Genomic DNA, 25905 nt, shown 5'->3' on the forward strand with positions numbered 1-25905 from the left:
CGGACCGGGCGTGCGGTCATGGGTCGGTGTGCCCCGTTGGTCGGGGTGTCCGTGCGAGGGTGAACAATGGGGGCGTGACCCGAGCCTCTCTGGACAAGCAGCCGCACGAAGTCGCCGCCATGTTCGACGACGTCGCGGCCAAGTACGACCGCACCAACGACGTGCTCTCCCTCGGCCAGGCCCGCGCCTGGCGCCGGGCGGTGGCCGAGACGGTGGCCGCCGGACCGGGGGACCTCGTGCTCGACCTCGGGGCCGGCACCGGCACCTCGTCGCTGCCCTTCGCCGAGGCCGGGGCGCAGGTCGTCCCGTGCGACTTCTCGGTCGGCATGCTCACCGAGGGCAAGCACCGTCACCCCGAGCTGGCGCTCACCGCCGGTGACGCCACCCGGCTGCCGTTCGCGGACGACACCTTCGACTCGGTGACGATCTCCTTCGCGCTGCGCAACGTCCAGGACACCGACGAGGCGCTGAGCGAGATGCTGCGGGTCACCAAGCCCGGCGGCAAGCTGGTGATCTGCGAGTTCTCCACCCCGACCTGGACGCCGTTCCGGACGGTCTACACCGAGTACCTGATGCGCGCGCTGCCGCCGGTGGCCACCGCCGTCAGCAGCAACCCGGAGGCGTACGTCTACCTCGCCGAGTCCATCCGGGCCTGGCCGGACCAGCCGGGGCTGGCCGCCAAGCTCCAGGACAACGGCTGGTCGAAGGTCGCCTGGCGGAACCTGACCGGTGGGATCGTGTCGCTTCACCGGGCCTACAAGATCGCGTAGTCGGGCCCGGCCGGTTCCGGTCGCACGCCTCGGGGCGTGTGGCCGGGGCGGGGCCCGCGGGCCTGAGGGGTTGTGGGCTTGTGGGCCTGTGGGGTTGTGGGGCCGTGGGGTCGTGTCGGGGAGGCGTGGCCTGCGGGCCTGAGGGCCCGTGGCCGGGATGTCCGTGCTCGGGGTGGGCGGGGGCGCAGCCGGTGGCGTGAGCGGAACTAGACTGCCGGAGGCAAAGCCGCCGTCCCCCAGCCGCAGTTCCAGGAGTGTGTCCACGTGTCCGAGACCGCAGCCGATCTGACGAAGCCGGACAGCCCCGTGGAGAGCACGGCCGACGTCATCGTGGTCGGCGCGGGCCCGGCCGGCTCCGCCACCGCGTACTACCTGGCCCAGGCCGGGCTGGACGTCCTGCTGCTGGAGAAGACCGCCTTCCCGCGCGAGAAGGTGTGCGGCGACGGCCTGACCCCGCGCGCCACCAAGCAGCTGGTGGACATGGGCATCGACGTCTCCACCGAGAACGGCTGGCTGCACAACAAGGGTCTGCGGATCATCGGCGGCGGCGTCCGGCTGGAGCTGGACTGGCCCGAGCTGTCCTCCTTCCCCGACTACGGACTGGTCCGCAAGCGCGCCGACTTCGACGAGCTGCTGGCCCGCCAGGCCGAGAAGGCGGGCGCGCGGCTCTACGAGCGCTGCAACGTCAGCGGGCCGGTCCTGGACGAGCGCACCGGGCGGATCGTCGGCGTCACCGCCAAGCTCGGCGACGAGAAGCGGCCGGTCACCTTCCGGGCCCCGCTGGTGGTCGCCGCCGACGGCAACTCCACCCGGCTCTCGCTCGCCATGGGCCTGCACCGGCGCGAGGACCGTCCGATGGGCGTCGCCTACCGCACCTACTTCACCTCGCCGCGCCACGACGACGACTACCTGGAGTCCTGGCTGGAGCTGTGGGACACCCGCGAAGGCCAGCGCAAGCTGCTGCCCGGGTACGGCTGGGTCTTCGGCATGGGCGACGGCACCTCCAACGTCGGCCTCGGCATCCTCAACTCCTCGCCCGCGTTCGGCGAACTGGACTGGCGCGAGGTGCTCAAGGCCTGGTGCGCCAGCATGCCGGAGGAGTGGGGGTACACCCCCGAGAACATGACCGAGCCGATCCGCGGCGCCGCGCTGCCGATGGCCTTCAACCGGCAGCCGCACTACACCCGCGGTCTGCTGCTCGTCGGTGACGCCGGCGGCATGGTCAACCCGTTCAACGGTGAGGGCATCGCCTACGCGATGGAATCCGGCCAGATCGCCGCCGGGGTCATCGTGCAGGCCCTCGCCCGGGTCACCGACGGCGGCCGCGAGCGCGCCCTCCAGGCCTACCCGCGCATCCTCAAGGACGTGTACGGCGGCTACTACACGCTGGGCCGCGCCTTCGTGAAGCTCATCGGAAACCCGAAGGTGATGCAGATCGCCACCCAGCGCGGCCTCACCCACCCGATGCTGATGCGCTTCACCCTCAAGCTGCTCGCCAACCTCACCGACCCGCAGGGCGGCGACGCGATGGACCGCCTGATCAACGGCCTCGCCAAGGTCGCGCCGAACGCCTAGTCGGGTTCGGGTGTCGCCGCCGTCTCCTGCCGCCGACCGTCGGGGTCCCGGCGGGAGGCGGCGGAGCGCTGCTCGACGTAGGTGAGGCGCTCGGCGAAGACGCGGGCCGCGTCGGGGGTGAGCGTCCTCAGGGCGACGAGGGCGGCGAAGACGACGTCGCAGAGTTCGTGCTGGACGTCCTCCCAGGAGTGGGTGACCCCCTTGCGCGGGTTCTGGCCGGTGGCGCCGATCACCGCCGCGCCGACCTCGCCGATCTCCTCGGAGAGCTTGAGGATCCGCAGCAGGCGTTCCTCCTGGGGCGACTGGGTGCCCTGCTCGTCCAGCCAGGCCACCAGGTGGTCGACGCTCTCCCAGATCCGGCTGTCCATGCGGCGTTGCTCCTGCTCCCGTGCGGTGTGGTCGGTGTTGCCACCGTACGGGAGTGGCGGTGGGTGGTCGGTCGGCTGGTCAGGCCGGTCGGTCGGTTGGCTGCGCGGCTGGTCGGGCGGCGGCTGTGGGTGGTGGGCGCCGGGTGGTGGGCGCCGGGTGGTGGGCGGGGCGGGCCGGGGCTGTCCGGCCCGCCGGGTCAGCGGGTGCTGATCTTCACGTTGCGGATGTTCACCGGGAGGGTGGGGAAGCCGTCGCCCGGGTTGTTCTGGTCGTCCTCGCCGCCGGCGGCGATCTTCTGGAGGACGTCCAGGCCCGCGGTGATCCGGCCGAACGGGGTGTAGGCGGGGGAGAGCTTGGTGTCCTTCCAGACGAAGAAGAACTGACTGCCGTTGGTGTTCGGGCCGGCGTTGGCCATGGCCACGGTGCCGGCCGGGTAGGTGGCGCCGGTCAGGTTCTCGTCCGGGAACGAGTAGCCGGGCCCGCCGCTGCCCGTGCCCGTCGGGTCGCCGCACTGGAGGACGTAGATCCGCTGGGTGGTGAGGCGGTGGCAGTGGCTGCGGTCGAAGTAGTCGTGTTCGGCCAGGAAGCGGAACGAGAAGGTGGTGCAGGGCGCCTTGTCGGTCAGTGCCTCGAAGGTGATCTGGCCCTGGGTGGTCCGCAGGGTGGCGCGGTAGGGCTTCGCCGCCTTCTTGGCGTCGAACACCGGGATGCCCTTGAAGTTGTCGGCCGGGACGGCCGGTGTGTAGGTGCAGCCGGCGGCGGGGGCGCCGGCCGCGGGGGCGTCCGCGATGGCGGTGCCGGTGCTCGCCACCAGCGGGAGGATGGTGGCGGCGGCGACCAGCGCCCAGTGCTTGCGCTTCACGTGACGGGCCTTCCGGGGGGTGGTGGACGGCTGGATTGTCATGTGGGCATCATCCACGGCCGGGTGGGGATGCGGTAGGGGGTCGGGACGGCTGGGGCTCCTTGGGTGACAGGGTGGTGATGCTTTGTCAGTTCGGCCCCGGGGTGGCCGGGGTGGAGGTGAAGAGTCCGGCGCGGGCGGCCAGGGCGGCGGCGTCGGCGGCCCGCTCGGCGGTGCGGGCGTCCAGCGGTTCGCCGGAGACGAACAGGCGGAAGTAGAGCGGCGCGGTGGCGGCCCTGACCATCTCGGCGCCTTCGGTGCCTGCGGGCAACTCCCCGCGGGCGACGGCCCGTTCGGCCACCTCGGCGGCCTGGCGGTGACGGGCCGCGAAGAAGGCGCGCAGGGCGGCCGCGCCGGCGTCCGAGCGCTGGGCGGCGGAGATCAGCGCGGTGGGCGTGGGGCCGAGTTCGGGATCGGTGAAGACGCTGAACACCTCCTGGGTGATGCGGCGGAGGTCCTGCTGGAGGTCTCCGGTGTCGGGCAGGGGCCAGGGCTGGTCGGCGGAGGCGGTCAGGGCGTCGGCGACCAGGCCGTCCACCCCGCCCCATCGCCGGTAGAGGGTCGCCTTGTGGACGCCGGAGCGGGTGGCGACCGCTTCGACGGTGAGGCCGTCGTACCCCTTCTCGGTGACCTCGGCCAGAGTGGCGGCGACCACTTCCGTTCGGACCCGGGCGCTGCGGCCGCCCGGGCGGGAGGCAGGGATGCGGGGCCCCGGTGCGGGGTGGGTGGCTCCGGGCAAAGTCGACTCCAGTCGCATTAAGGCTTGCTGGTGGGTGGCGGTCATGCCATGCTCATCGTAATGCGACTCAAATCGCATTACGAGAGGAGCCTGTGTGCCCGAAACCGCCATCCCCGACCCCACCGCCCTCCACCCGCTCGCCGGCCACGACCGGGTCGTCCTGCTGCGCCCGCTCGTCACCGACCCCCGGATCGAGGTCGGCGAGTACACCTACTTCGACGACCCCGACGGAGCCACCCGCTTCGAGGAGCGCAACGTCCTCTATGCGTACGGCCCCGAGCGGCTGGTGATCGGCAAGTACTGCGCGATCGCCACCGGCACCCGCTTCCTGATGGCCGGCGCCGCCCACCCGACCGTCGGCGTCTCCACCTTTCCCTTCACGATGTTCGGCGGAAGCTGGACCGAGCGGACCCTCGACATCGTCACGGGCCTGCCCAGCCGGGGTGACACGGTGGTGGGCAACGACGTCTGGTTCGGCCACGGGGCCACCGTCCTGCCCGGTGTCCGGATCGGCGACGGCGCGATCATCGCGGCCGGAGCGATGGTCACCGCCGACGTCGAGCCCTACACCGTCGTCGGCGGCAACCCCGCCCGTCCGATCCGCCGCCGCTTCGCCGACACCGACATCGAACGCCTGCTCCGCGCGGCCTGGTGGGACTGGCCGGCCGGGCTGGTCACCGAGCACGTCCGCGCCATCATGTCCGGGACCCCTGCCGACATCGAGGCGATCGCCGCGGCGAACGGTCTGCTCGCCGTCTGACCCACCCGTTTCCGGGCCGGGCATTGATCGCCGGTGGCCCGGTGCGCGAAGATGGCGCGCCGCCGCTCCACGCCCCACCCCGTCCACTGCTGGGCCTTCCGTCCAGCTCCTGGGTCCGTCCGCCGCCGTACGGTACTCGCGCCCGCCGGTTCCGTTCGTTCGGAGGGATCTTCCGCATGTCAGCCTCCTTGTCCGGCCTGCCCGAGGGATCACCCTCGTCGGCCCTTCGCGATCTTCCGGTCCTGCTCGTGGCCGTGGTGTGGGGGTCGAGCTTCCTCGCCGTCCAGCGGGTGGCCGAGCCCGGGACGGTCGTGGCGATGCTGGTGCTGCGATTCGGGCTGGTGCTGCCGCTGCTCGGGGTGGTCGCCTGGCGCGCCCTGCGGAGGTTGAGCCGCGCCGAATGGCTGGGCGGCGCCGCACTGGGGCTGGTGCTCAGCGGGATCTTCCTGCTGGAGACCTACGGCGCCGTGCACACCTCCGCGACCAACGCCGGGCTGATCATCAGCCTCGCGATGGTGCTCACCCCACTCGGCGAGAGCGCCCTCGGCCGGACCGCACCGCCGAAGGCCTTCCTCGCGGCTGCCGGGCTGGCCGTCCTCGGCGTCGCCCTGCTCACCGGCGACGGCGGGCTGCGACCTCCCTCGCTCGGTGATCTGCTGGTGCTGGGCGCCGCCCTGGTCCGGTCGGCGTACGTCCTCGCGATGGCCCGCACCCGGGCCGTCCGCGACACCGACATGCTCGCCGTCACTTGGGTACAACTCGCGGTGGCCACCGGGGTGTTCGCCGTCGTCGCGCTGTCGGTCGGGCCGGCGCCCTGGACGGTCGCACGCTCGTACGGGCCCGCCCAGTGGGCCTGGCTGCTGCATCTGTCCTTGTTCTGCACGCTGTTCGCCTTCTTCGTCCAGATGTGGGCCGTGCGGGCCACATCTCCCTCGCGGGTGAGCCTGCTGTTGGGCACCGAACCGCTCTGGGCCGCCGTCTTCGGCATCACCCTGGCCGGGAACCGGATGGGCCCGCTCGCCCTGCTCGGCGGAGCCCTCGTGCTGGTCGCGACCGAGTGGGGCCGGCGCACCGCCCCCGTGCCGCGCCCGGCCGGGGACGGGAGCGAGGGAGAGAACGCGCCCGCTGTGGTGGGGCCGAGCCAGGAGCCGACCCCGGTGTGATCCGCCACGCTCGTCACCGGCGCCGCCGCAGCGTCCGGCGGGCGTAGTCGATGGCGACCGCGCCGAGCAGCGGGCCCCAGGCGACCAGGGGCAGGTAGGCGAGCGTCATCACCACGGCGGCGAAGCCGTGCGGAGAATCGGGCTCGGCCAGGTTGTCGGCCCAGCGGCCGGACAGCCCCTCCAGGCCGAGGGCCGTGAGCATCGCCGCGCCCAGCAGGGCCGGGACGATCGCGGCGAGCGGCCGGACCCGGCGGCCACCTATCAGCGGGATCCACCGGGGCACCACCAGCCCCCAGGGCCGGACCAGGCCCAGGGTCAGGAAGGCCAGCGTCTCGGCCAGGGCGCTCAGCACCACGCAGTAGGCCGTGCCCCAGCCCGGCTGGTGCGCGCCGTACGTCGCGGCCGTCGCGCCGGTGAAGCCGACCGGGACGCCGAAGCCGAAGGCGATCCGCCACAGCCCCGAGGGGACGGCGGTGAGGGCGGCGGCCCCGGCGGCGAACCGGGCCCAGCGCGGGGCGGCCGGGACGCTGGCGGCGGACGCCCCGGCCCGGTGGGAGGTGCCGCGGGCGTTGGTCGCGAGCTTCGACATGGTGCTGGACTCCTTCCGGCTCCGGCCTCCGTGGCCGGTGCGACGACTCAAGACTGGAGGCCCACCGGGGGTTCGCGGCAGATGCCGATCGGGCTGTTCGCCCTGCTCAATCGCCCTTTGAAATATGCCGATCGGCACAGGTGTGCGGCCCGGGCGGCGTCGTAGTGTGACGGCAGTCGAAGAGTCGGGGAGAGGCGGTGACGATGAATCAGATCCTGTCCGGGGTGGTCCCGGTCCTGGCGCCCGCGGCCTGGGCGGTGCGGGTCCGGTACGGGGCGGTGGCCGTGACCACGGTGCTCGGGGTGGTGTCGGTCGTGGTCACGGTCGCCGTCTGGTTCCTCGGCCGCTGGGTGGAGGGGGATCGCTGGCCGGGGCTGCTGGGGCTGGTCGAGCTGGCCGTCCTGCTGCTGTCGGTGGTCGTCAGCCTGCGTGCCGAGGACGGCCCGCGGTGTGCGGCGGCGGCCTGGACGGCGTGCGGAGCGGTCGCCCTCTGGCTGACCAGGTTCGCGTTCGTCGAGGGGCCCGCGGACGCGCTCACGCTCTTTGGGTTCGGATCGTCGCTCTCCCTGCCGGCCGTGCTGACCGGGCTCTACCTGCGGGGCCTGGACGAAGGGCGCCGGAAAGCGGTGGCCGAGGCCAAGCGGGCGCAGCGGCTGGAACTGGCCCACGACCTGCACGACTTCGTGGCGCACGACGTCAGCGGCATGGTCGCCCAGGCCCAGGCCGGTGCCTATCTGGCCGGGATCGACCCGGCCGGGGCGGCCGAGATGTTCCAGCGAATAGAGCAGGCCGGGCAGCGGGCGCTGGCCTCGCTGGACCGGACGGTGCAGCTGCTGCGCAGTGAGGAGGGTGCCGGGCGCGGGCCGCAGCCCGGCCTCGCCGCACTGGCCGAGGTGGCGGAGAGGTTCACCGCGACGGGCGGTGCCGAGGTCCGGCTGGAGTTGCCGGAGGGGCCGGTGCCACGCGAGGTGGAGAGCACCGTCCACCGGATCGTGGTCGAGTCCCTGACCAACGTCCGGCGGCACGCTCCGGCAGCGCGGACGGTCGAGGTCCGGGCCCGTCGCAGCGGCGGACGGCTGGAGCTGACGGTGACCAACGACGGTCGGGCGCCGGCTCCGTCGGGGCGGCCGCGTCGGGGCGGCGGCAGCGGACTGCCGGGGCTGGTGGCCCGGGTGGAGGCCCTCGACGGTTCGCTGGAAGCCGGCCCGTACGAGCGGGACGCCTGGCGGGTGACGGCGGTGCTGCCTCTGGAGGACGTCGGCGCAGGGCCGGCGCGGGCGTAGAAGCCGACGGAGTTCGGCAACGGGGAGGTACAGATATGGGCAGTGGCACGAGACCGGTTCGGATCCTGGTCGCGGACGACCAGGCGGACGTCCGCAGCGCGTTCCGGATGATCCTGGACGCCCAGCCGGACATGGTCGTGGTGGCGGAGGCGGCGGACGGCGCCGCCGCGGTGGCGGAGGCGAAGAGGCTGCGGCCGGACGTGGTGCTCGCGGACATCCGGATGCCGAAGCTCGACGGCCTGGAGGTCACGCGGCAGTTGGCCGACCAGTACAAGGTGATCGTGGTGACCACCTTCGACCTGGACGAATACGTGCACACGGCGCTGCGGCACGGAGCGGCCGGGTTCCTGCTGAAGCGCTCCGGGCCGGTGCTGCTGATCGAGGCGGTCCGGGCGGCGATGGCCGGGGACGCGTTGATCAGTCCGCAGGTCACCGTCCGGCTCCTGCGGCACATGGCGCTTCCGGGCGCGGAGCCGAAGCCCGGACCGGGCGCGAAGGAGGCCGCGGCGCAGCCGCCGGCCGGGCCGGCGGAGGAACTGACCGCGAGGGAAAGGGAGATCGCCGAGCTGGTGGCGGACGGCGCGACCAACGCCGAGATCGGCGCAGGGCTGTTCATCTCACCGGGGACGGTGAAGAACCACCTCGCCAACGTCCAGCGCAAGATCGGTGCCCGCAACCGGGTGGGCATCGCGGCCTGGGTCTGGGAGCAGGCGGCCGGCCGCCAGTAGGCCGGTCCCTGGACCGAAGGCGGAGGCCGGGCAAAGCCCGGTCCGGGGAACGGCGATCCGCCGCCGTACCGGGTCCCGGCCCGGTCGGCGCTGCCTATCGCGGAGTCGACGGCGGGGGAGAGGACCCACCCCGACGACAAGCTCGCGCGCTTGTGAACGAAGGGTCAAGCGAGCGTTCGGCCCCCGCCACCCCTCCGAGTGAGCCGCTATAACACGTCAACATGACGCCCGAAAATTTGCTTCGGCCGACGCATGATTGATATAGGAATGTGCCCCTGACCAGCCTCTTCACAAGTAAATGCGACTGCTTGTGATCATTTGACTGCTTTGCGTCGACAGATCTGGGCATGTTCACATTCGCCACCATTCACGAGGTGTCGTAGATCACAAAGAAGACGGTGAACTGCGTGTCGCAGATCACAAGCTGACGGGCATAGGATGCGCTCGTTCCAGGCTTTGTGAACTGCCTCACATGGGGTGGATCTCGGGAACTGGAACGCGGGTTCACCTCACGGTGACCCGCCGGTTCCGATCTGCAGTCAAGGACGACTGGACGGAGGGAGCGGGGGCTATGAATGCCTACGCGCCGATCCTCGTACTCGGTGCCATCGCGGCGGCGTTCGCGGTCGGCTCCGTCGTGATGGCCTCACTCACCGGCCCCAAGCGCTACAACCGGGCCAAGTTGGAGGCGTACGAGTGCGGTATCGAACCGACCCCGCAGCCTGTGGGCGGTGGTCGGTTCCCGATCAAGTACTACCTGACGGCGATGCTCTTCATCGTCTTCGACATCGAGATCGTCTTCCTCTACCCCTGGGCGGTGACCTTCGACGCCCTGGGGATCTTCGGGCTGGTCGAGATGCTCCTGTTCATCGCCACCGTCTTCGTCGCGTACGCCTACGTGTGGCGCCGCGGCGGCCTGGAGTGGGACTGAGCGCGGGGTGGTCCGAGCGCGGGGTGGCGACCCCACCCGTCCGCCGGCTGCGCGACCGCTTGTGAACGAGCGGACTAGCCAGAACCGGCCCACGTATCAGCGGACTCGAGGGCATTGAGAGGGATCTGATGGGAATCGAGGAGAAGCTGCCGAGCGGCTTTCTGCTCACGACCGTGGAGACGGCTGCCGGCTGGGTGCGCAAGGCGTCACTCTTTCCGGCGACCTTCGGTCTGGCCTGCTGCGCGATCGAGATGATGACCACCGGAGCCGGCCGTTACGACCTGGCCCGGTTCGGCATGGAGGTCTTCCGGGGCTCCCCCCGGCAGGCCGATCTGATGATCGTGGCGGGCCGGGTGAGCCAGAAGATGGCCCCGGTGCTGCGCCAGGTGTACGACCAGATGCCCAACCCCAAGTGGGTCATCTCGATGGGCGTCTGTGCCTCCTCCGGCGGGATGTTCAACAACTACGCGATCGTCCAGGGCGTCGATCACATCGTCCCGGTGGACATCTACCTGCCCGGGTGTCCGCCCCGTCCGGAGATGCTGATGGACGCCATCCTGAAGCTGCACGACAAGATCCAGCACGAGCCGCTGGGCGTGAACAAGCGCCGGGCCGAGGAGCTCGGCGAGGCACTCGCCCTCCAGGCCACCCCGATCAGCGAGATGCGGGGGCAGCTGCGATGAACGACCAGGTACCCGAGACCCGCCGCGAACAGCCGGTCCGCGAGATCCCGGTCGAGGTGGTCGGCCGCCGCCAGGGCATGTTCGGCGCCAAGGACAGCGGCGACACCTCCGGCTTCGGCGGCCTGGCCGCCCCGATCGCGCTGCCCGGCCCGAGCGAGCGCCCGTACGGCGGCCCGGGCGGCACAGGGGGCCAGAGCGGCCCAGGCGGCCAGACCGGCCAGAGCGGCGCGGCCGCAGGACACGGGATCTTCGACGAGATCGCCGACGAGCTCGAAGGCGCCCTGGAGGAGCAGGGCCTGGACCCGGCCGAGGTGATCGAGAAGACCGTGGTCGACCGCGGCGAGCTCACCTTCCACATCGACCGCGCCCACCTGCTGAGGACGGCCCGCATCCTGCGCGACGACCCGGCGCTGCGCTTCGAACTGTGCCTGGGCGTGAGCGGCGTGCACTACCCCGGCGACAAGGGCCGCGAGCTGCACGCGGTCTACCACCTGCGCTCGATCACCCACGGCCGGCTGATCCGGGTGGAGGTCACCGCGCCCGACGCCGACCCGCGGATCCCCTCCGTGGTGAGCGTCTACCCGACCAACGACTGGCACGAGCGCGAGGCCTACGACTTCTTCGGCATCGTCTTCGAGGACCACCCGGCGCTCACCCGGATCATGATGCCGGACGACTGGCTGGGCCACCCGCAGCGCAAGGACTACCCGCTCGGCGGCATCCCCGTCGAGTACAAGGGCGCCCAGATCCCGGCTCCCGACCAGCGGAGGTCGTACAGCTGATGAACACCCAGCACCATGGAGAGACCGAGGAAGCGGATGCCCGGGAGACCACCGAGGGCCGGGTCTTCACCGTCACCGGTGGCGACTGGGGCGAGGTGGTCGAGGCGGTCGGCCGGGCCGACGACGAGCGCATCATCGTCAACATGGGCCCCCAGCACCCGTCCACCCACGGCGTGCTGCGGCTGATCCTGGAGATCGACGGCGAGACGGTGAAGGAGGCCCGCTGCGGCATCGGCTACCTCCACACCGGCATCGAGAAGAACATGGAGTTCCGCAACTGGGTCCAGGGCACCACCTTCGTGACCCGCATGGACTACCTGACGCCGCTGTTCAACGAGACCGCCTACTGCCTGGCCGTCGAGAAGCTGCTCGGCATCACCGGTGACGTCCCGGACCGCGCCACCGTCATCCGCGTGATGATGATGGAGCTCAACCGGATCGCCTCGCACCTGGTCTGCCTGGCCACCGGCGGCATGGAGATCGGCTCCACCACCCTGATGATCTACGGCTTCCGGGACCGCGAACTGATCCTGGACGTCTTCGAGCTGGTCACCGGCCTGCGCATGAACCACGCGTACGTGCGCCCCGGCGGCCTCGCCCAGGACCTGCCGCCCGGCGCCGTCGACCAGATCCGCGAGGCGGTCAAGGTCTTCCGCTCCCGGATGCACGAGTACGACAAACTCGCCACCGGCAACCCGGTGTTCAAGGCCCGCCTGGTCGACGTCGGCTTCCTCGACCTGCCCGGCTGCCTGGCCCTCGGCGCCACCGGCCCGATCCTGCGCGCCACCGGCCTGCCGCACGACCTGCGCAAGACCGACCCGTACTGCGGTTACGAGGACTACGACTTCGAGGTCGCGATCGCCGAGAGCGCCGACTCCTACGGCCGCTTCCTGATCCGGCTGGAGGAGATGAAGCAGTCCCTGCGGATCGTCGAGCAGTGCCTGGACCGGCTGCGCCCGGGCCCGGTCATGGTGGCCGACAAGAAGATCGCCTGGCCCGCCCAACTGGCCGTGGGCCCGGACGGGATGGGCAACTCGCTCGACCACATCCGCAAGATCATGGGCACCTCGATGGAGGCCCTGATCCACCACTTCAAGCTGGTCACCGAGGGCTTCCGGGTCCCGGTCGGCCAGGCGTACGCGGCGGTCGAGTCGCCCAAGGGCGAGCTGGGCGTGCACGTGGTCAGCGACGGCGGTACGCGCCCGTACCGGGTCCACTTCCGGGACCCGTCGTTCACCAATCTGCAGACGATGGCGGCGATGTGCGAGGGCGGCCAGGTGGCCGACGTGATCGTCGCGGTGGCCGGGATCGACCCGGTGATGGGAGGCGTGGACCGGTGACCAACGTCGAACTCGGACTGCCGGCACTGCCGGCCGCACCGTACCCCGAGGAGGTGCGCGCCCGGCTGGCCGCCGACGCCGCGGAGCTGATCGCCCGCTACCCGCAGCCCCGCTCGGCGCTGCTGCCGCTGCTGCACCTGGTGCAGGCGGAGGAGGGCTTCGTAAGCCCGACCGGGATCCGTTTCTGCGCCGAGCAGTTGGACCTCACCACCGCCGAGGTCACCGCGGTCGCGACTTTCTACACCATGTACCGGCGCCGCCCGGCCGGGAAGTACCACGTCGGGGTCTGCACCAACACCCTGTGCGCGGTGCTCGGCGGCGACCAGATCTTCGCCGAGCTCCAGGAGCACCTGGGCATCGGCAACAACGAGACCACCGGGGACGGCGAGGTCTCGATCGAGCACATCGAGTGCAACGCGGCCTGCGACTACGCGCCCGTGGTGATGGTCAACTGGGAGTTCTTCGACAACCAGACCCCGGAGAGCGCCCGGCAGCTGGTCGACGACCTGCGGTCCGGCCGCGAGGTCAGGCCCACCCGCGGCGCCAAGCTGTGCGGCTTCAAGGAGACGGCCCGGATCCTGGCCGGCTTCCCCGACGAGCGCCCCGGCGCCAACGACGAGTCCGGCGCCGGCGGCGCGCCCTCCCTGGCCGGCCTGCGGCTGGCCCGCGGCGAGGCCCTGCCCGGCGCCCCCGGCACCAAGGTGGTCTCCCCCCGCAACGAGGGCCGCGGCCCGGCGGGCAACGGCCAGGAAGGGAGCGAAGCGTGATGACCTCCGCCGAACCGGCCGAGAAGCTGCTCACCCCGGTCCTGTCCGACTCCTGGGACGACAGCCGCCCCTGGACGCTCGACACCTACCGCCGCCACCACGGCTACGAGGGCCTCAAGGCGGCCCTCGCCATGCCGCCGGACGACGTGATCGCCCTGGTCAAGGACGCCGGCCTGCGCGGCCGCGGCGGCGCCGGCTTCCCGACCGGCATGAAGTGGCAGTTCATCCCGCAGAACGACGGCAAGCCGCACTACCTGGTGGTCAACGCCGACGAGTCCGAGCCGGGCACCTGCAAGGACATCCCGCTGCTGTTCGCCAACCCGCACGCGCTGATCGAGGGCATGATCATCGCCTCCTACGCGATCCGCTGCGACCACGCCTTCATCTACCTGCGCGGCGAGGTCGTCCCGGTGCTGCGCCGGCTGCACGCGGCGGTCGCCGAGGCGTACGCGGCGGGGCTGCTCGGCCGGAACGTCCTCGGCTCGGGCATCGACCTGGACGTCACCGTGCACGCCGGCGCCGGCGCCTACATCTGCGGCGAGGAGACGGCGCTGCTGGACTCGCTGGAGGGCCGCCGCGGCCAGCCCAGGCTGCGCCCGCCGTTCCCGGCGATCGCCGGCCTGTACGCCTGCCCGACGGTGGTCAACAACGTCGAGTCGATCGCCTCGGTGCCGCCGATCCTGGCCCGCGGCAAGGAGTGGTTCAAGGCCCTGGGCACCGAGAAGTCCCCCGGCTTCACGCTCTACTCGCTCTCCGGCCACGTCACCAACCCCGGCCAGTACGAGGCCCCGCTCGGCGTCACGCTGCGCCAGCTGCTCGACCTCAGCGGCGGCGTCCGCGCCGGGCACCGGCTCAAGTTCTGGACCCCGGGCGGCTCCTCCACCCCGATGTTCACCGACGAGCACCTCGACGTCCCGCTGGACTACGAGGGCGTCGGTGCGGCCGGCTCGATGCTCGGCACCAAGGCGCTCCAGGTCTTCGACGAGACCACCTGCGTGGTGCGCGCGGTCACCCGCTGGACGGAGTTCTACGCCCACGAGTCCTGCGGCAAGTGCACCCCCTGCCGCGAGGGCACCTACTGGCTGGTCCAGCTGCTCAAGCGGATCGAGGCCGGCGAGGGCGTCGACGGGGACCTGGAGAAGCTCCTCGACATCGCCGACAACATCAACGGCAAGTCCTTCTGCGCCCTGGGAGACGGCGCGGCCAGCCCGATCGTCTCCTCGCTCCAGCACTTCAGGGCCGAGTACGAGCAGCACCTGGCCGAGCGCCGCTGCCCGTTCGACCCGGCCGCCTCCACCGTCTGGGCCGACGGCCCCCGCCCCGGCCACCAGTCCGCCACCGAAAGGGAGGTGCACGCGTGACGATCACTGAGCCGACCGCCTCCGAGACCGCGGTCGAACTGGTCACGCTCACCATCGACGGCGTCGAAGTCCGGGTCCCCAAGGGAACGCTGGTGATCCGGGCCGCCGAGACCGTCGGCACCCAGATCCCGCGCTTCTGCGACCACCCGCTGCTCGACCCGGCCGGCGCCTGCCGCCAGTGCATCGTCGAGATCGAGGGCCAGCGCAAGCCGGTCGCCTCCTGCACCATCCCGGTGGCCGAGGGCATGGTGGTGCGCACCCAGCTCAGCTCGCCGGTGGCGGAGAAGGCGCAGCGCGGCGTGATGGAGCTGCTGCTGATCAACCACCCGCTGGACTGCCCGGTCTGCGACAAGGGCGGCGAGTGCCCGTTGCAGAACCAGGCGATGACCAGCGGCGCCGCCGACTCCCGCTTCGAGGGCATGAAGCGCACCTACGAGAAGCCGGTGCCGATCAGCAGCCAGGTGCTGCTGGACCGCGAGCGCTGCGTCCTGTGCGCGCGCTGCACCCGCTTCTCGCAGCAGATCGCCGGGGACCCGTTCATCGACCTGGTGGAGCGCGGGGCGCTGCAGCAGGTCGGCACCGGCGAGGGGGACGACTTCGAGTCGTACTTCTCCGGGAACACCATCCAGATCTGTCCGGTGGGCGCGCTGACCTCGGCGGCGTACCGGTTCCGCTCGCGCCCCTTCGACCTGGTCTCCTCGCCGAGCGTGTGCGAGCACTGCGCCTCGGGCTGCGCGCAGCGCACCGACCACCGGCGCGGCAAGGTGCTGCGCAGGCTGGCGGGCGAGGACCCGGCGGTGAACGAGGAGTGGAACTGCGACAAGGGCCGCTTCGCCTTCCGCTACGCCCAGCAGCGCGACCGGCTGACCACCCCGCTGGTGCGGGTGGACGGCGAGCTGGTGCCGGCCTCCTGGCCGGAGGCGCTGGCCAGGGCGGCCGAGGGGCTGCGCGGGGTCAGGACCGGGGTGCTCGCCGGCGGCCGGGTGACGGTCGAGGACGCCTACGCGTACGGGAAGTTCGCGCGGGTGGTGCTGGGCACCAACGACGTGGACTTCCGGGCCCGCCCGCACAGTGCCGAGGAGGCGGACTTCCTGGCCGCGGCGGTGGCCGGGCGGGGCGTCGACGTGGACGGCACCGGGGTGGCGTACCAGGACCTCGACCGGGCGCCGGCGGTGCTGCTGGCGGGCTTCGAGCCGGAGGAGGAGTCGCCGGTCGTCTTCCTGCGGCTGCGCAAGGCGACGCGCGCCGCGGGCCCGAAGGTGTTCTCGGTGGCCGCGTTCGGCTCCCGGGGCCTGGCCAAGCTGCGCGGCGCGCTGCTGCCGGCCGCTCCCGGCACCGAGCCGGAGTGGTTCGCGGCGCTGGCGGCGGACGAGCCGCTGGACGACGAGGCGGGCCGCGCGGCCGAACTGCTGCGCACGCCGGGCGCGGTGATCCTGGCGGGCGAGCGGCTGGCCGCCGTCCCCGGCGCGCTGACGGCGGTGCTGCGGCTGGCGCACGCGACCGGCGCGAAGCTCGCCTGGGTGCCGCGCCGGGCCGGTGAGCGCGGGGCCGTGGAGGCGGGCGCGCTGCCGGGCCTGCTGCCCGGTGGCCGTCCGGTGGCCGTTCCCGCGGCCCGCGCGGAGGCGGCCGCGGTGTGGGGCGGGGCGGAGCTGCCGTCCGGTCCTGGCCGGGCCACCGACGGGATCCTGGCGGCGGCCGCGGCGGGCGAGCTGGACGCGCTGCTGGTCGGCGGCGTGGACCCGGACGACCTGCCGGATCCGGCGCTGGCCGACGAGGCGCTGGCGGCGGTGCCGTTCCTGGTGTCGCTGGAGCTGCGCCCCTCGGCGGTGACGGCCCGCGCGGACGTGGTGCTGCCGGTCGCCGCGGTGGCGGAGAAGGCGGGCACCTTCCTGGACTGGGAGGGCCGGGTGCGGATGTTCGAGGCCGCGCTCAAGCCGGACCAGCAGATGGGCCGTCACCTCCAGTCGGACCTGAGGGTGCTGAGCATGCTGGCGGACGCGCTCGGGCAGCGGCTGGGCCTGCCGGACGTCCGGGCGGCCCGGCTGGAGCTGGACCGGTTCGCCCCCTGGGAGGGCGAGCGCACGTCCGGCCCGGCGGCGCACCCGGATGTGCTGCCCCGGCCGGCCGCCGGCCAGGCGGTGCTGGCGGGTTGGCGCCTGCTGCTGGACAACGGCGTGCTCCAGCAGGGGGACCCGCACCTCGCGGGCACCCGGCACCGGGCGGTGGCCCGGATCTCGGCGGAGACGGCGAAGGAGGTCGGCGCCGAGACGGCCGCCGCGCTGCGGCTGACCGGCCCGGCGGGGTCGCTGACCCTGCCGCTGGAGATCACCGGCACGATCCCGGACCGCACGGTCTGGATCCCGCTCGACTCCACACCGGGCGGCGCCCACCGCGCGCTCGGCACCACCGTCGGCCACCTGGTCACGATCGCCGCGGCCGAAACCGAGGCCGAAGTCGAGGCGGCGACCGCAATCGAGGCCGGGACCGAAGCAGACGCCGACGCCCGGCCCGAGCCCGGACCCGGGCCGACCACGGACGGAACCGCCGGCGAGACCGCGGGCGAAGGGGAGGACCGATGACTCCGCAGCCGTACGAGACGCTCCACTTCTTCGGGCAGGACCCGTGGTGGCTGGTGCTGCTGAAGGCGGTGTTCTGCTTCGCCTTCCTCGTCCTGACGGTGCTGATCGCGATCGTCTGGGAGCGCAAGGTGGTGGCCTGGATGCAGCTGCGCATCGGCCCCAACCGGCACGGCCCCTGGGGCCTGCTGCAGTCGCTGGCGGACGGCGTGAAGCTGGCGCTGAAGGAAGACCTGGTGGTCAAGGGCTCGGACAAGGTGGTCTACATCCTGGCCCCGATCGTCTGCGCCATCCCCGCGTTCATGGCCTTCGCGGTGATCCCGTTCGGCCCGGCCGGCAACGAGGTGTCGGTCTTCGGCACCCGCACGCCGCTCCAGCTGACCGACTTCCCGGTGGCGCTGCTGTACGTCCTGGCGACGGCCTCGGTGGGCATCTACGGCATCGTGCTGGCCGGCTGGTCCTCGGGTTCGACGTACCCGCTGCTCGGCGGGCTGCGCTCGGCCGCGCAGATGGTCAGCTACGAGATCGCGATGGGCCTGTCCTTCGCGGCGGTGTTCATCTACTCGGGTTCGATGTCGACCTCGGAGATCGTGGCGCACCAGCAGCCGACCTGGTTCGCGGCACTGCTGCCGGTGTCGTTCATCGTGTACGTCATCGCGATGGTCGGCGAGACGAACCGGGCGCCGTTCGACCTGCCGGAGGCCGAGGGCGAGCTGGTCGGCGGCTTCAACACCGAGTACTCCTCGCTGAAGTTCGCGATGTTCATGCTGGCCGAGTACGTGAACATGGTGACGGTCTCGGCGGTGGCCTCGACCCTCTTCCTGGGCGGCTGGCGGGCCCCGTGGCCGGTGTCGACGTTCTGGGAGGGCGCCAACCACGGCTGGTGGCCGATGCTGTGGATCACGCTGAAGATCCAGCTGCTGCTGTTCCTCTTCATCTGGCTGCGCGGCACGCTGCCCCGGTTCCGCTACGACCAGTTCATGAAGCTGGGCTGGAAGGTGCTGATCCCGGTCTCGCTGGTGTGGCTGGTGCTGATCGCGAGCGTGCGGGCGCTGCGCAACGAGGGCTACGGCTTCGGCCAGGTGGTGCTGTACGTGGGTGCCCCGGTCGGGGTGGTGCTGCTGCTGGCGCTGCTGCGGGACTTCCTGAAGAAGGAGCCCGAGCCCGGCGAAGTCACGCCGCCCAAGGGCGAGTTCGACCCGATGGCGGGCGGCTACCCGGTCCCGCCGCTGCCTGGTCAGGCGCTCCCGCCGGTGCCGCGCCGGCGCAGCCGCGCCCCGAAGCAACTCCAGGACGCCCTCAACGGGGCCGACCATTCCGAAGGGAGCTGAACCGAGATGTCCGACCAGTCCGATCGTACGGACCGACCCGAGCGGGCCGACCGTCCGTCGATCCTCGGCCCGGCCGCCGGCTTCGGCGTGACCTTCAAGGCCATGTTCAAGAAGCGGCTCACCGAGCAGTACCCGGAGCAGAAGAAGCCCACCGCTCCACGCTTCCACGGCCGCCACCAGCTGAACCGGCACCCGGACGGCCTGGAGAAGTGCGTCGGCTGCGAGCTGTGCGCGTGGGCCTGCCCGGCCGACGCGATCTACGTGGAGGGCGCCGACAACCGGGACGAGGAGCGCTACTCCCCGGGCGAGCGCTACGGCGCGGTCTACCAGATCAACTACGCCCGCTGCATCCTGTGCGGGCTGTGCATCGAGGCCTGCCCGACCAGGGCGCTGACCATGACCAACGAGTACGAGCTGGCCGACTCCTCCCGGCAGGACCTGATCTTCACCAAGGAGCAGCTGCTGGTGGGGCTGTCCGAGGGCATGGTCGACACCCCGCACGCGATCTTCCCCGGCACCGACGAGGGCGCGTACTACCGGGGCGAGATCACCGCGGCGGCGCCGGGGACGGTCCGGCAGGAGCGCACCGACCGGGACCGGGAGGTGCAGCAGTGATCGCGCGGCTGGCGGAAGCGACCGGGACGACCTCCACGGGTGAGGCCGTCCAGTTCTGGGTGCTCGCGGTGATCGCGGTGGGCGGTGCGCTCGGCATGGTGCTGATGCGCAAGGCCGTGCACAGCGCGCTCTGCCTGGCGGCCACCATGCTGGCGCTGGCGCTCTGCTACATGGCCCAGGGCGCGGTGTTCCTGGGCGTGGTGCAGATCGTGGTCTACACCGGCGCGATCATGATGCTGTTCCTGTTCGTGGTGATGCTGGTCGGTGTCACCAGCGAGGACTCCCTGAAGGAGCAGCTGAAGGGCCAGCGGTTCGCCGCGGCGGTGTGCGGGCTGGGCTTCGGCGTGCTGCTGATCGCCGGGATCGCCAACGCGAAGCTGAACCACTTCACCGGGCTGGCCGAGGCGAACGCCGAGGGCAACGTGCCCGGCCTGGCCCGGCTGATCTTCACCCGGTACGTCTGGGCCTTCGAGGTCACCGGCGCGCTGCTGATCACCGCGGCGATCGGCGCGATGGTGCTGACCCACCGGGAGCACGTGAAGGCGCCGAAGACGCAGCGCGAGCTGGCGGATCAGCGGGTCAGGGACAACATCCAGGTGCCGCCGATGCCGGCGCCGGGTGTGTACGCGCGGCACAACGCGGTGGACGTCCCGGCGCTGCTGCCGGACGGCACCGTCGCCGAGGACTCGGTGATGGCGACGCTGCGCGAGCGCGGCCAGGTCAGGGACGTCAGCCAGGCGATGCTGCAACGGATGGCGGAGCTGGAGAACTCCACGGCGGACTGGCTGGGCCGTCCGTCCTCGGAGCGTCCGGCGGTGGCCGTCCCGCGCAAGTCGCTGGAGCCGGTGCCCGTGCCGGCGGACGGCGGACCCGTTCCGGCGAACGGTGAGCCGGTGCCGGCGAACAACGTGAACCACCCGGCCGCCGAGGAGGGCGCGGAGTGAACCCGGTCAACTACCTCTACCTGGCGGCCCTGTTGTTCACCATCGGTGCGTCCGGGGTGCTGATCCGGCGCAACGCGATCGTGCTGTTCATGTGCGTGGAGCTGATGCTGAACGCCTCGAACCTCGCCCTGGTGACCTTCTCCCGGCTGCACGGGAACCTGGACGGCCAGATCATCGCGTTCTTCACGATGGTGGTCGCGGCGGCCGAGGTCGTGGTCGGCCTCGCCATCATCGTCTCCATCTTCCGGACCAGGCACTCCGCTTCGGTCGACGACAGCAACCTGATGAAGCTGTAGGCGGAGGGCCCTCGGTGAACTCTCTCATTCCGCTGCTGGTGGCGGCTCCACTGGCCGGCGCCGCCCTGCTGCTGCTCGGCGGCCGGGCGCTGGACCGGTTCGGCCACTGGCTGGCCACCGCCCTCGCGGCGCTCTCGTTCGGCTTCGGCCTGGTCCTGTTCTCCGGCATGCTCGGCCGCGAGGCCGAGCACCGGGCGGTCACCACGCGCCTGTTCAGCTGGATCCCGGTGAACGGCTTCCAGGCCGACGTCGCGTTCCGGCTCGACCAGCTGTCGATGACCTTCGTCCTGCTGATCACCGGCGTCGGCACGCTGATCCACCTCTACTCGGTCGGCTACATGGCGCACGACGAGCGCCGGCGCCGGTTCTTCGCGTACCTGAACCTGTTCCTGGCCGCCATGCTGCTGCTGGTGGTCGCGGACAACTACCTGCTGCTGTACTTCGGCTGGGAGGGCGTGGGCCTGGCCTCGTACCTCCTGATCGGCTTCTGGCAGCACAAGCCGAGCGCGGCGACGGCGGCGAAGAAGGCCTTCCTCGTCAACCGGGTCGGCGACCTGGGCCTGTCCATCGCGATCATGCTGATGTTCGCCGAGTTCGGCTCCTTCGCCTTCGGGCCGGTCCTCGGCTCGGACGGCACGGCCGGGGCGGTGGCGCAGGCGAGCGAGGGCAAGCTGACCGCGATCGGCCTGATGCTGCTGCTGGCGGCCTGCGGCAAGTCGGCGCAGGTGCCGTTGCAGTCCTGGCTCGGGGACGCGATGGAGGGCCCGACCCCGGTGTCGGCGCTGATCCACGCGGCCACCATGGTGACGGCGGGCGTCTACCTGATCACCCGCTCCGCCGCGGTCTTCGACCTGGCGCCGGACGCGCAGACCGCCGTGGTGGTGGTCGGCGCGGTCACGCTGCTGTTCGGTGCGATCGTCGGTTGCGCCAAGGACGACATCAAGAAGGCGCTGGCCGGCTCGACCATGTCGCAGATCGGCTACATGGTGCTGGCGGCCGGGCTCGGCCCGATCGGCTACGCCTTCGCGATCATGCACCTGGTGACCCACGGCTTCTTCAAGGCCGGGCTGTTCCTCGGCGCCGGGTCGGTCATGCACGGCATGAACGACGAAGTGAACATGCGTCACTACGGCGGCCTGCGCAGGTACATGCCGGTCACCTTCGTCACCTTCGGCCTCGGCTACCTGGCGATCATCGGCTTCCCCGGCCTGTCCGGCTTCTTCTCCAAGGACAAGATCATCGAGGCGGCCTTCGCCAAGGGCGGCACCGAGGGCTGGATCCTGGGCATGTGCGCGCTGGTCGGCGCGGCGGTCACCGCGTTCTACATGACCCGGGTGATGGTGCTGACCTTCTTCGGTGAGAAGCGCTGGCAGTCCGACGCCCAGGGCAACACCCCGTACCCGCACGAGTCGCCGAGGACCATGACGATCCCGATGGTCCTGCTGGCCGTCGGCTCGGTCTTCGCGGGCGGGCTGTTCGCCTTCAACGACTCCTTCCTGAAGTGGCTGGAGCCGGTCACCGGGCACGAGGAGGGCAACTCCCCGCTCGCCCCGCTGACCGTCACCCTGCTGACCACGGGCTGCATGCTGGCCGGCGTCGGCCTGGCGTACCTGATGTACGGGCGCTCGCCGGTCCCCGTGGTGCCGCCGGTGGGCTCCCCGCTCACCCGGGCCGCCCGCCGCGACCTGCTCCAGGACGACTTCAACCACGCGGTGCTGGTGCGGCCGGGGTCGGCGCTCACCGCGACGCTGGTGTTCTTCGACAGCCGCGGCCTGGACGGCGTGGTCAACGGCCTGGCCGCCGCGATCGGCGGCCTGTCCGGCCGGCTGCGGCGGGTCCAGACCGGCTTCGTCCGTTCGTACGCGCTCTCCATGTTCGGCGGCACGCTGGTGCTGGTCGCCATGACTCTCCTGATGAGGTCCGTCTGATGACTCGTCCTGATATGCGTTGGGAGGTCAGGCCATGGGTGCTCTTCTGACCGCCACCTGCGCCGTCCCCGCGGTCGGCGCGGTGCTGACCGCCGCCCTGCCCGCCGGGTCCTCCGAGAGCCGGCGCAGGACCACCAAGGTCGTCGCGCTGGGCGCCTCGGGCGTCACCCTGGTGCTGGCCGCCGTGGTGGCGGCCAGGTTCGACCCGCACGGCGCCCGCTTCCAGCTGAACGAGTCGTACAGCTGGATCCGGTCCTTCGGCATCACCTTCTCGCTCGGCGTGGACGGCATCGGCGCGGTGCTCGCCCTGCTCACCGCGGTGCTGGTGCCGATGGTGATCCTCGCCTCCTGGCACGACGCCGACCCGCCCGCCGCCGGGGGAGGGGCGCCCAGCCAGGCCGGGCCGGACGGCACCTTCGAGAACAGCCGCCGCACCCAGGCCTTCTTCGCCCTGATCCTGGCGGTGGAGGCGATGGTGGTCGTCTCCTTCTACGCCACCGACGTCTTCGTGTTCTACGTGTTCTTCGAAGCCATGCTGATCCCGATGTACTTCCTGATCGGCGGCTTCGGCGACCGGGCCGGCGGCCCCGAGTCGGCGCGCCAGCGCTCCTACGCGGCCGTGAAGTTCCTCCTCTACAACCTGCTCGGCGGCCTGGTGATGCTGGCCGCCGTGATCGGCCTGTACGTGATCGCGCAGGAGCAGGGCTTCGCCACCTTCGACCTGCCGACCCTCACCTCGGCGATCGCGGACGGCCGGCTCCAACTGTCCGGCGCCGCCGAGAAGGCGCTGTTCCTGGGCTTCTTCTTCGCCTTCGCGGTGAAGGCCCCGCTGTGGCCGCTGCACACCTGGCTGCCGAACGCGATGGGGGAGTCCACCGCCGGCACCGCCGTGCTGATCACCGCGGTGGTGGACAAGGTCGGCACCTTCGCGATGCTGCGCTTCTGCCTCGGGCTGTTCCCGGACGCCTCGAAGACCTTCGCCCCGGCGATCCTGGTCCTGGCGCTGATCGGGATCGTCTACGGCGCGCTGCTGGCGATCGGCCAGAAGGACATCAAGCGCCTGGTGGCGTACGCCTCGATCTCGCACTTCGGCTTCATCATCATGGGCGTCTTCGCCCTGACCAGCCAGGGCCAGAGCGGTGCCACCCTGTACATGGTCAACCACGGGCTGTCCACGGCGGCGTGGATGCTGGTGGCCGGCTTCCTGATCTCCCGCCGCGGCTCGCGGCTGATCGCCGACTACGGCGGCGTGCAGAAGGTCGCCCCGGTGCTCGCCGGGACGTTCCTGATCGGCAGCCTGGCCACCCTGTCGCTGCCCGGGCTCGCCCCGTTCGTCAGCGAGTTCCTGGTGCTGGTGGGCACCTTCACCCGGTACCCGGTGATCGGCATCGCGGCCACCTCCGGCATCGTGCTGGCCGCCCTGTACGCCCTGCTGCTGTACCAGCGCACCATGACCGGCCCGGTGAAGGAGGGGGTGCGTTCGATTCCCGACCTCAAGGCCCGCGAACTCGCCGTGGTCGCCCCGCTGGTGGCGCTGACCATCCTGCTCGGCGTCTACCCCAAGCCGCTCACCGACCTGGTCGATCCCTCGGTGAACGCGACGCTCTCGCAGGTGCACGAGACCGACCCGGCGCCGGCCCACCCGGTCGCCGCCACCTCAGGAGGTGAGCAGAAGTGAGCGCGACCGCAGTGCTCGCCGCCGTCGGCGGCAACACCCCCAGCATCCCGGCGCCGCACATCGAGTACGGCCGACTCTCCCCGATGCTCGTGGTGTTCGGCGTCGCAGTGGCCGGCATCCTGGTGGAGGCCTTCGTGCCCCGCCGGTACCGGCACTGGACCCAGGTGACGCTCGCCCTGACCGGGCTGGCCGGCGCCTTCGTGGCGGTGGTGGTGCTGGCCGTGCAGAGCGACGGCTTCACCCGGGTCGACCTGCTGGCCATGGAAGCGGTCGCGATGGACGGCCCCGCGCTGTTCCTCCAGGGCGTGATCCTGCTGGCCTCCGTGGTCGCGGTTCTCACCTACGCCGAGCGGAGGCTGGAGCCCAAGGCGGGCGGCCTGCCCGCCGACGCCTTCGCCGCCCAGGCCGCCGCCACCCCCGGCGGCGAGCAGGAGCGGGCGGCGGTCCGGGCCGGCTTCGCCACCACCGAGGTCTTCCCGCTCACCATGTTCGCGGTCGGCGGCATGCTGCTGTTCCCCGCCGCCAACGACCTGCTGACCATGTTCGTGGCGCTGGAGGTCTTCTCGCTGCCGCTGTACCTGCTGTGCGCGCTGGCCCGGCGCCGCCGGCTGCTCTCCCAGGAGGCGGCGCTCAAGTACTTCCTGCTCGGCGCCTTCGCCTCGGCGTTCTTCCTGTTCGGCACCGTGCTGCTGTACGGCTACGCGGGCAGCGTGCGGCTCGGCGACATCGGGGACGTCATCTCCGGCAAGGCGATGACCACCCCCGCGCAGCTGAGCACCACCCAGAGCGACGCGCTGGTGCTGACCGGTCTGGCGCTGCTGGCGGTCGGCCTGCTGTTCAAGGTCGCCGCGGTGCCCTTCCACTCCTGGACTCCGGACGTCTACCAGGGCGCGCCGACCCCGGTGACCGGCTTCATGGCGGCGGCCACCAAGGTCGCGGCCTTCGGCGCCTTCCTGCGGCTGTTCTACGTGGCCTTCCCCGCCCTGCGGCTGGACTGGCGGCCGGTGATGTGGGGCGTGGCGATCCTCACCATGGTGGTGGGCGCGGTGCTCGCGGTGACCCAGCAGGACGTCAAGCGCCTGCTGGCGTACTCCTCGATCGCGCACGCCGGGTTCATCCTGACCGGCGTGATCGCCGTCAACAAGCAGGGCATCTCCTCGGTGCTGTTCTACCTGCTGGCGTACTCCTTCGTGACGCTCGGCGCGTTCGCCGTGGTCACCCTGGTGCGCGACTCCAAGGGCGAGGCGACCCACCTGTCCAGCTGGGCCGGGCTCGGGCGGCGCTCGCCGCTGCTGGCGGCGGTGTTCGCGCTGTTCCTGCTGGCCTTCGCCGGGATTCCGCTGACCTCCGGTTTCACCGGGAAGTTCGCGGTCTTCCAGGCCGCGGCCAGCGGTGGGGCGACCCCGCTGGTGGTCGTCGGTGTGCTGAGTTCGGCGGTGGCCGCCTTCTTCTACATCCGGGTCATCGTGCTGATGTTCTTCTCGGACCCGCAGCCGGGCGGTCCCACGGTGGCGATCCCGAGCGCCTTCACGGCGACCGCGATCGGGGTGGGAGTGCTGGTCACCCTGGGGCTCGGACTGCTGCCGCAGTACTTCCTCGACCTCGCCTCGAAGGCCTCGCTGTTCGTGCGCTGACCTTGTTCGTCCGCCGTTCCCGACCAGGGCCCCGTCCGGGCCGCGCCCCGTCCGCGCGGCCCGGACGGCTCTTTGTCGGGAACCGGGGCCGGAGGCGTTCCGACGCCCTCCCGCCTTTATTTCCAGCCGAATTCGCCCCCACCGCCGTCCGGCCCGCGCAGC

General features: G+C 71.6%; 24 protein-coding genes. 20 read left to right on the forward strand and 4 right to left on the reverse strand.

Features of this window, described 5'->3' with window-relative positions; all coding sequences use genetic code 11:
* Window positions 1–74: 74 nt before the first annotated feature.
* The gene (locus ACIQOW_RS26190) at window positions 75–770 is read left to right on the forward strand and encodes a demethylmenaquinone methyltransferase (RefSeq protein WP_188301242.1); all 696 of its coding nucleotides are present in this window, start codon (window positions 75–77) and stop codon (window positions 768–770) included.
* A 264-nt stretch (window positions 771–1034) separates the two neighbouring features.
* Window positions 1035–2345, forward strand: a complete 1311-nt coding sequence (locus tag ACIQOW_RS26195) for a geranylgeranyl reductase family protein (RefSeq protein WP_401088831.1) — start codon at window positions 1035–1037, stop codon at window positions 2343–2345.
* On the opposite strand, the gene ACIQOW_RS26200 is transcribed toward ACIQOW_RS26195, so the two are convergent.
* The 3 genes from ACIQOW_RS26200 to ACIQOW_RS26210 all read right to left on the reverse strand — a co-directional run bounded on the left by ACIQOW_RS26200 (window position 2342) and on the right by ACIQOW_RS26210 (window position 4270).
* On the reverse strand, window positions 2342–2713 hold the full coding sequence (locus tag ACIQOW_RS26200) for a MazG-like family protein (RefSeq protein WP_401088833.1): 372 nt from the start codon (window positions 2711–2713) through the stop codon (window positions 2342–2344). The genes ACIQOW_RS26195 and ACIQOW_RS26200 overlap by 4 nt on opposite strands.
* A 197-nt stretch (window positions 2714–2910) precedes the next feature.
* Window positions 2911–3618 (reverse strand): peptidylprolyl isomerase, encoded by a 708-nt coding sequence (locus ACIQOW_RS26205; protein WP_401088835.1) that lies wholly within the window; start codon window positions 3616–3618, stop codon window positions 2911–2913.
* 85 nt (window positions 3619–3703) lie between these two features.
* On the reverse strand, window positions 3704–4270 hold the full coding sequence (locus tag ACIQOW_RS26210; protein ID WP_401088837.1) for a TetR/AcrR family transcriptional regulator: 567 nt from the start codon (window positions 4268–4270) through the stop codon (window positions 3704–3706).
* A 178-nt stretch (window positions 4271–4448) separates the two neighbouring features.
* Here ACIQOW_RS26210 and ACIQOW_RS26215 point away from each other — a divergent pair, with 178 nt between their 5' ends.
* Window positions 4449–5114, forward strand: a complete 666-nt coding sequence (locus ACIQOW_RS26215) for a CatB-related O-acetyltransferase (RefSeq protein ID WP_401088838.1) — start codon at window positions 4449–4451, stop codon at window positions 5112–5114.
* A gap of 176 nt (window positions 5115–5290) precedes the next feature.
* Complete coding sequence (locus tag ACIQOW_RS26220; RefSeq protein ID WP_401088840.1) at window positions 5291–6277, forward strand: DMT family transporter; 987 nt, start codon at window positions 5291–5293, stop codon at window positions 6275–6277.
* Window positions 6278–6290: 13 nt separating this feature from the next.
* Here the strand turns inward: ACIQOW_RS26220 and ACIQOW_RS26225 are convergent, their stop codons facing one another.
* Window positions 6291–6866, reverse strand: coding sequence for a hypothetical protein (locus tag ACIQOW_RS26225; RefSeq protein WP_401088842.1), 576 nt, complete (start codon window positions 6864–6866; stop codon window positions 6291–6293).
* A 203-nt stretch (window positions 6867–7069) separates the two neighbouring features.
* On the opposite strand from ACIQOW_RS26225, the gene ACIQOW_RS26230 reads away from it, so the two are divergent.
* The 16 genes from ACIQOW_RS26230 (at window position 7070) to nuoN (ending at window position 25743) form a co-directional block, all read left to right on the forward strand.
* On the forward strand, window positions 7070–8149 hold the full coding sequence (locus ACIQOW_RS26230) for a sensor histidine kinase (protein ID WP_401088904.1): 1080 nt from the start codon (window positions 7070–7072) through the stop codon (window positions 8147–8149).
* A gap of 35 nt (window positions 8150–8184) precedes the next feature.
* Window positions 8185–8877 (forward strand): response regulator, encoded by a 693-nt coding sequence (locus ACIQOW_RS26235; RefSeq protein ID WP_401088844.1) that lies wholly within the window; start codon window positions 8185–8187, stop codon window positions 8875–8877.
* Between the two features lie 571 nt (window positions 8878–9448).
* Window positions 9449–9808 carry an NADH-quinone oxidoreductase subunit A gene (locus ACIQOW_RS26240; RefSeq protein ID WP_030060100.1) on the forward strand — a complete coding sequence of 120 codons (360 nt, stop codon included), beginning with the start codon at window positions 9449–9451 and terminating at the stop codon, window positions 9806–9808.
* A gap of 128 nt (window positions 9809–9936) precedes the next feature.
* Window positions 9937–10491: an NADH-quinone oxidoreductase subunit B family protein gene (locus ACIQOW_RS26245; protein ID WP_188301234.1), complete on the forward strand. Its 555-nt coding sequence runs from the start codon at window positions 9937–9939 to the stop codon at window positions 10489–10491.
* Window positions 10488–11273: an NADH-quinone oxidoreductase subunit C gene (locus ACIQOW_RS26250; RefSeq protein ID WP_401088846.1), complete on the forward strand. Its 786-nt coding sequence runs from the start codon at window positions 10488–10490 to the stop codon at window positions 11271–11273. Before ACIQOW_RS26245 ends, ACIQOW_RS26250 begins: the two co-directional genes overlap by 4 nt.
* Window positions 11273–12613 carry an NADH-quinone oxidoreductase subunit D gene (locus ACIQOW_RS26255; RefSeq protein ID WP_188301232.1) on the forward strand — a complete coding sequence of 447 codons (1341 nt, stop codon included), beginning with the start codon at window positions 11273–11275 and terminating at the stop codon, window positions 12611–12613. The genes ACIQOW_RS26250 and ACIQOW_RS26255 overlap by 1 nt, the downstream gene beginning before the upstream one ends.
* Complete coding sequence (nuoE, locus tag ACIQOW_RS26260) at window positions 12610–13380, forward strand: NADH-quinone oxidoreductase subunit NuoE (protein ID WP_401088849.1); 771 nt, start codon at window positions 12610–12612, stop codon at window positions 13378–13380. Before ACIQOW_RS26255 ends, nuoE begins: the two co-directional genes overlap by 4 nt.
* Window positions 13380–14741, forward strand: a complete 1362-nt coding sequence (gene nuoF, locus ACIQOW_RS26265) for an NADH-quinone oxidoreductase subunit NuoF (protein WP_401088851.1) — start codon at window positions 13380–13382, stop codon at window positions 14739–14741. Before nuoE ends, nuoF begins: the two co-directional genes overlap by 1 nt.
* Window positions 14738–17320 (forward strand): NADH-quinone oxidoreductase subunit G, encoded by a 2583-nt coding sequence (locus ACIQOW_RS26270; RefSeq protein WP_401088852.1) that lies wholly within the window; start codon window positions 14738–14740, stop codon window positions 17318–17320. Before nuoF ends, ACIQOW_RS26270 begins: the two co-directional genes overlap by 4 nt.
* The gene (gene nuoH, locus ACIQOW_RS26275) at window positions 17317–18648 is read left to right on the forward strand and encodes an NADH-quinone oxidoreductase subunit NuoH (RefSeq protein ID WP_401088854.1); all 1332 of its coding nucleotides are present in this window, start codon (window positions 17317–17319) and stop codon (window positions 18646–18648) included. The genes ACIQOW_RS26270 and nuoH overlap by 4 nt, the downstream gene beginning before the upstream one ends.
* 6 nt (window positions 18649–18654) lie before the next feature.
* Window positions 18655–19263, forward strand: coding sequence for an NADH-quinone oxidoreductase subunit NuoI (gene nuoI, locus ACIQOW_RS26280; protein WP_188297703.1), 609 nt, complete (start codon window positions 18655–18657; stop codon window positions 19261–19263).
* The gene (locus ACIQOW_RS26285) at window positions 19263–20207 is read left to right on the forward strand and encodes an NADH-quinone oxidoreductase subunit J (protein WP_401088906.1); all 945 of its coding nucleotides are present in this window, start codon (window positions 19263–19265) and stop codon (window positions 20205–20207) included. Before nuoI ends, ACIQOW_RS26285 begins: the two co-directional genes overlap by 1 nt.
* The gene (nuoK, locus tag ACIQOW_RS26290; RefSeq protein ID WP_035798594.1) at window positions 20204–20503 is read left to right on the forward strand and encodes an NADH-quinone oxidoreductase subunit NuoK; all 300 of its coding nucleotides are present in this window, start codon (window positions 20204–20206) and stop codon (window positions 20501–20503) included. Before ACIQOW_RS26285 ends, nuoK begins: the two co-directional genes overlap by 4 nt.
* Before the next feature lie 14 nt (window positions 20504–20517).
* Window positions 20518–22431, forward strand: coding sequence for an NADH-quinone oxidoreductase subunit L (gene nuoL, locus ACIQOW_RS26295; RefSeq protein WP_401088857.1), 1914 nt, complete (start codon window positions 20518–20520; stop codon window positions 22429–22431).
* Between the two features lie 34 nt (window positions 22432–22465).
* Window positions 22466–24109, forward strand: a complete 1644-nt coding sequence (locus ACIQOW_RS26300) for an NADH-quinone oxidoreductase subunit M (RefSeq protein ID WP_401088859.1) — start codon at window positions 22466–22468, stop codon at window positions 24107–24109.
* Window positions 24106–25743 (forward strand): NADH-quinone oxidoreductase subunit NuoN, encoded by a 1638-nt coding sequence (gene nuoN, locus ACIQOW_RS26305; RefSeq protein ID WP_401088861.1) that lies wholly within the window; start codon window positions 24106–24108, stop codon window positions 25741–25743. The genes ACIQOW_RS26300 and nuoN overlap by 4 nt, the downstream gene beginning before the upstream one ends.
* The last annotated feature ends 162 nt before the right edge of the window (window positions 25744–25905 follow it).

This window comes from Kitasatospora sp. NPDC091335, assembly GCF_044757205.1.
GTDB lineage: Bacteria > Actinomycetota > Actinomycetes > Streptomycetales > Streptomycetaceae > Kitasatospora.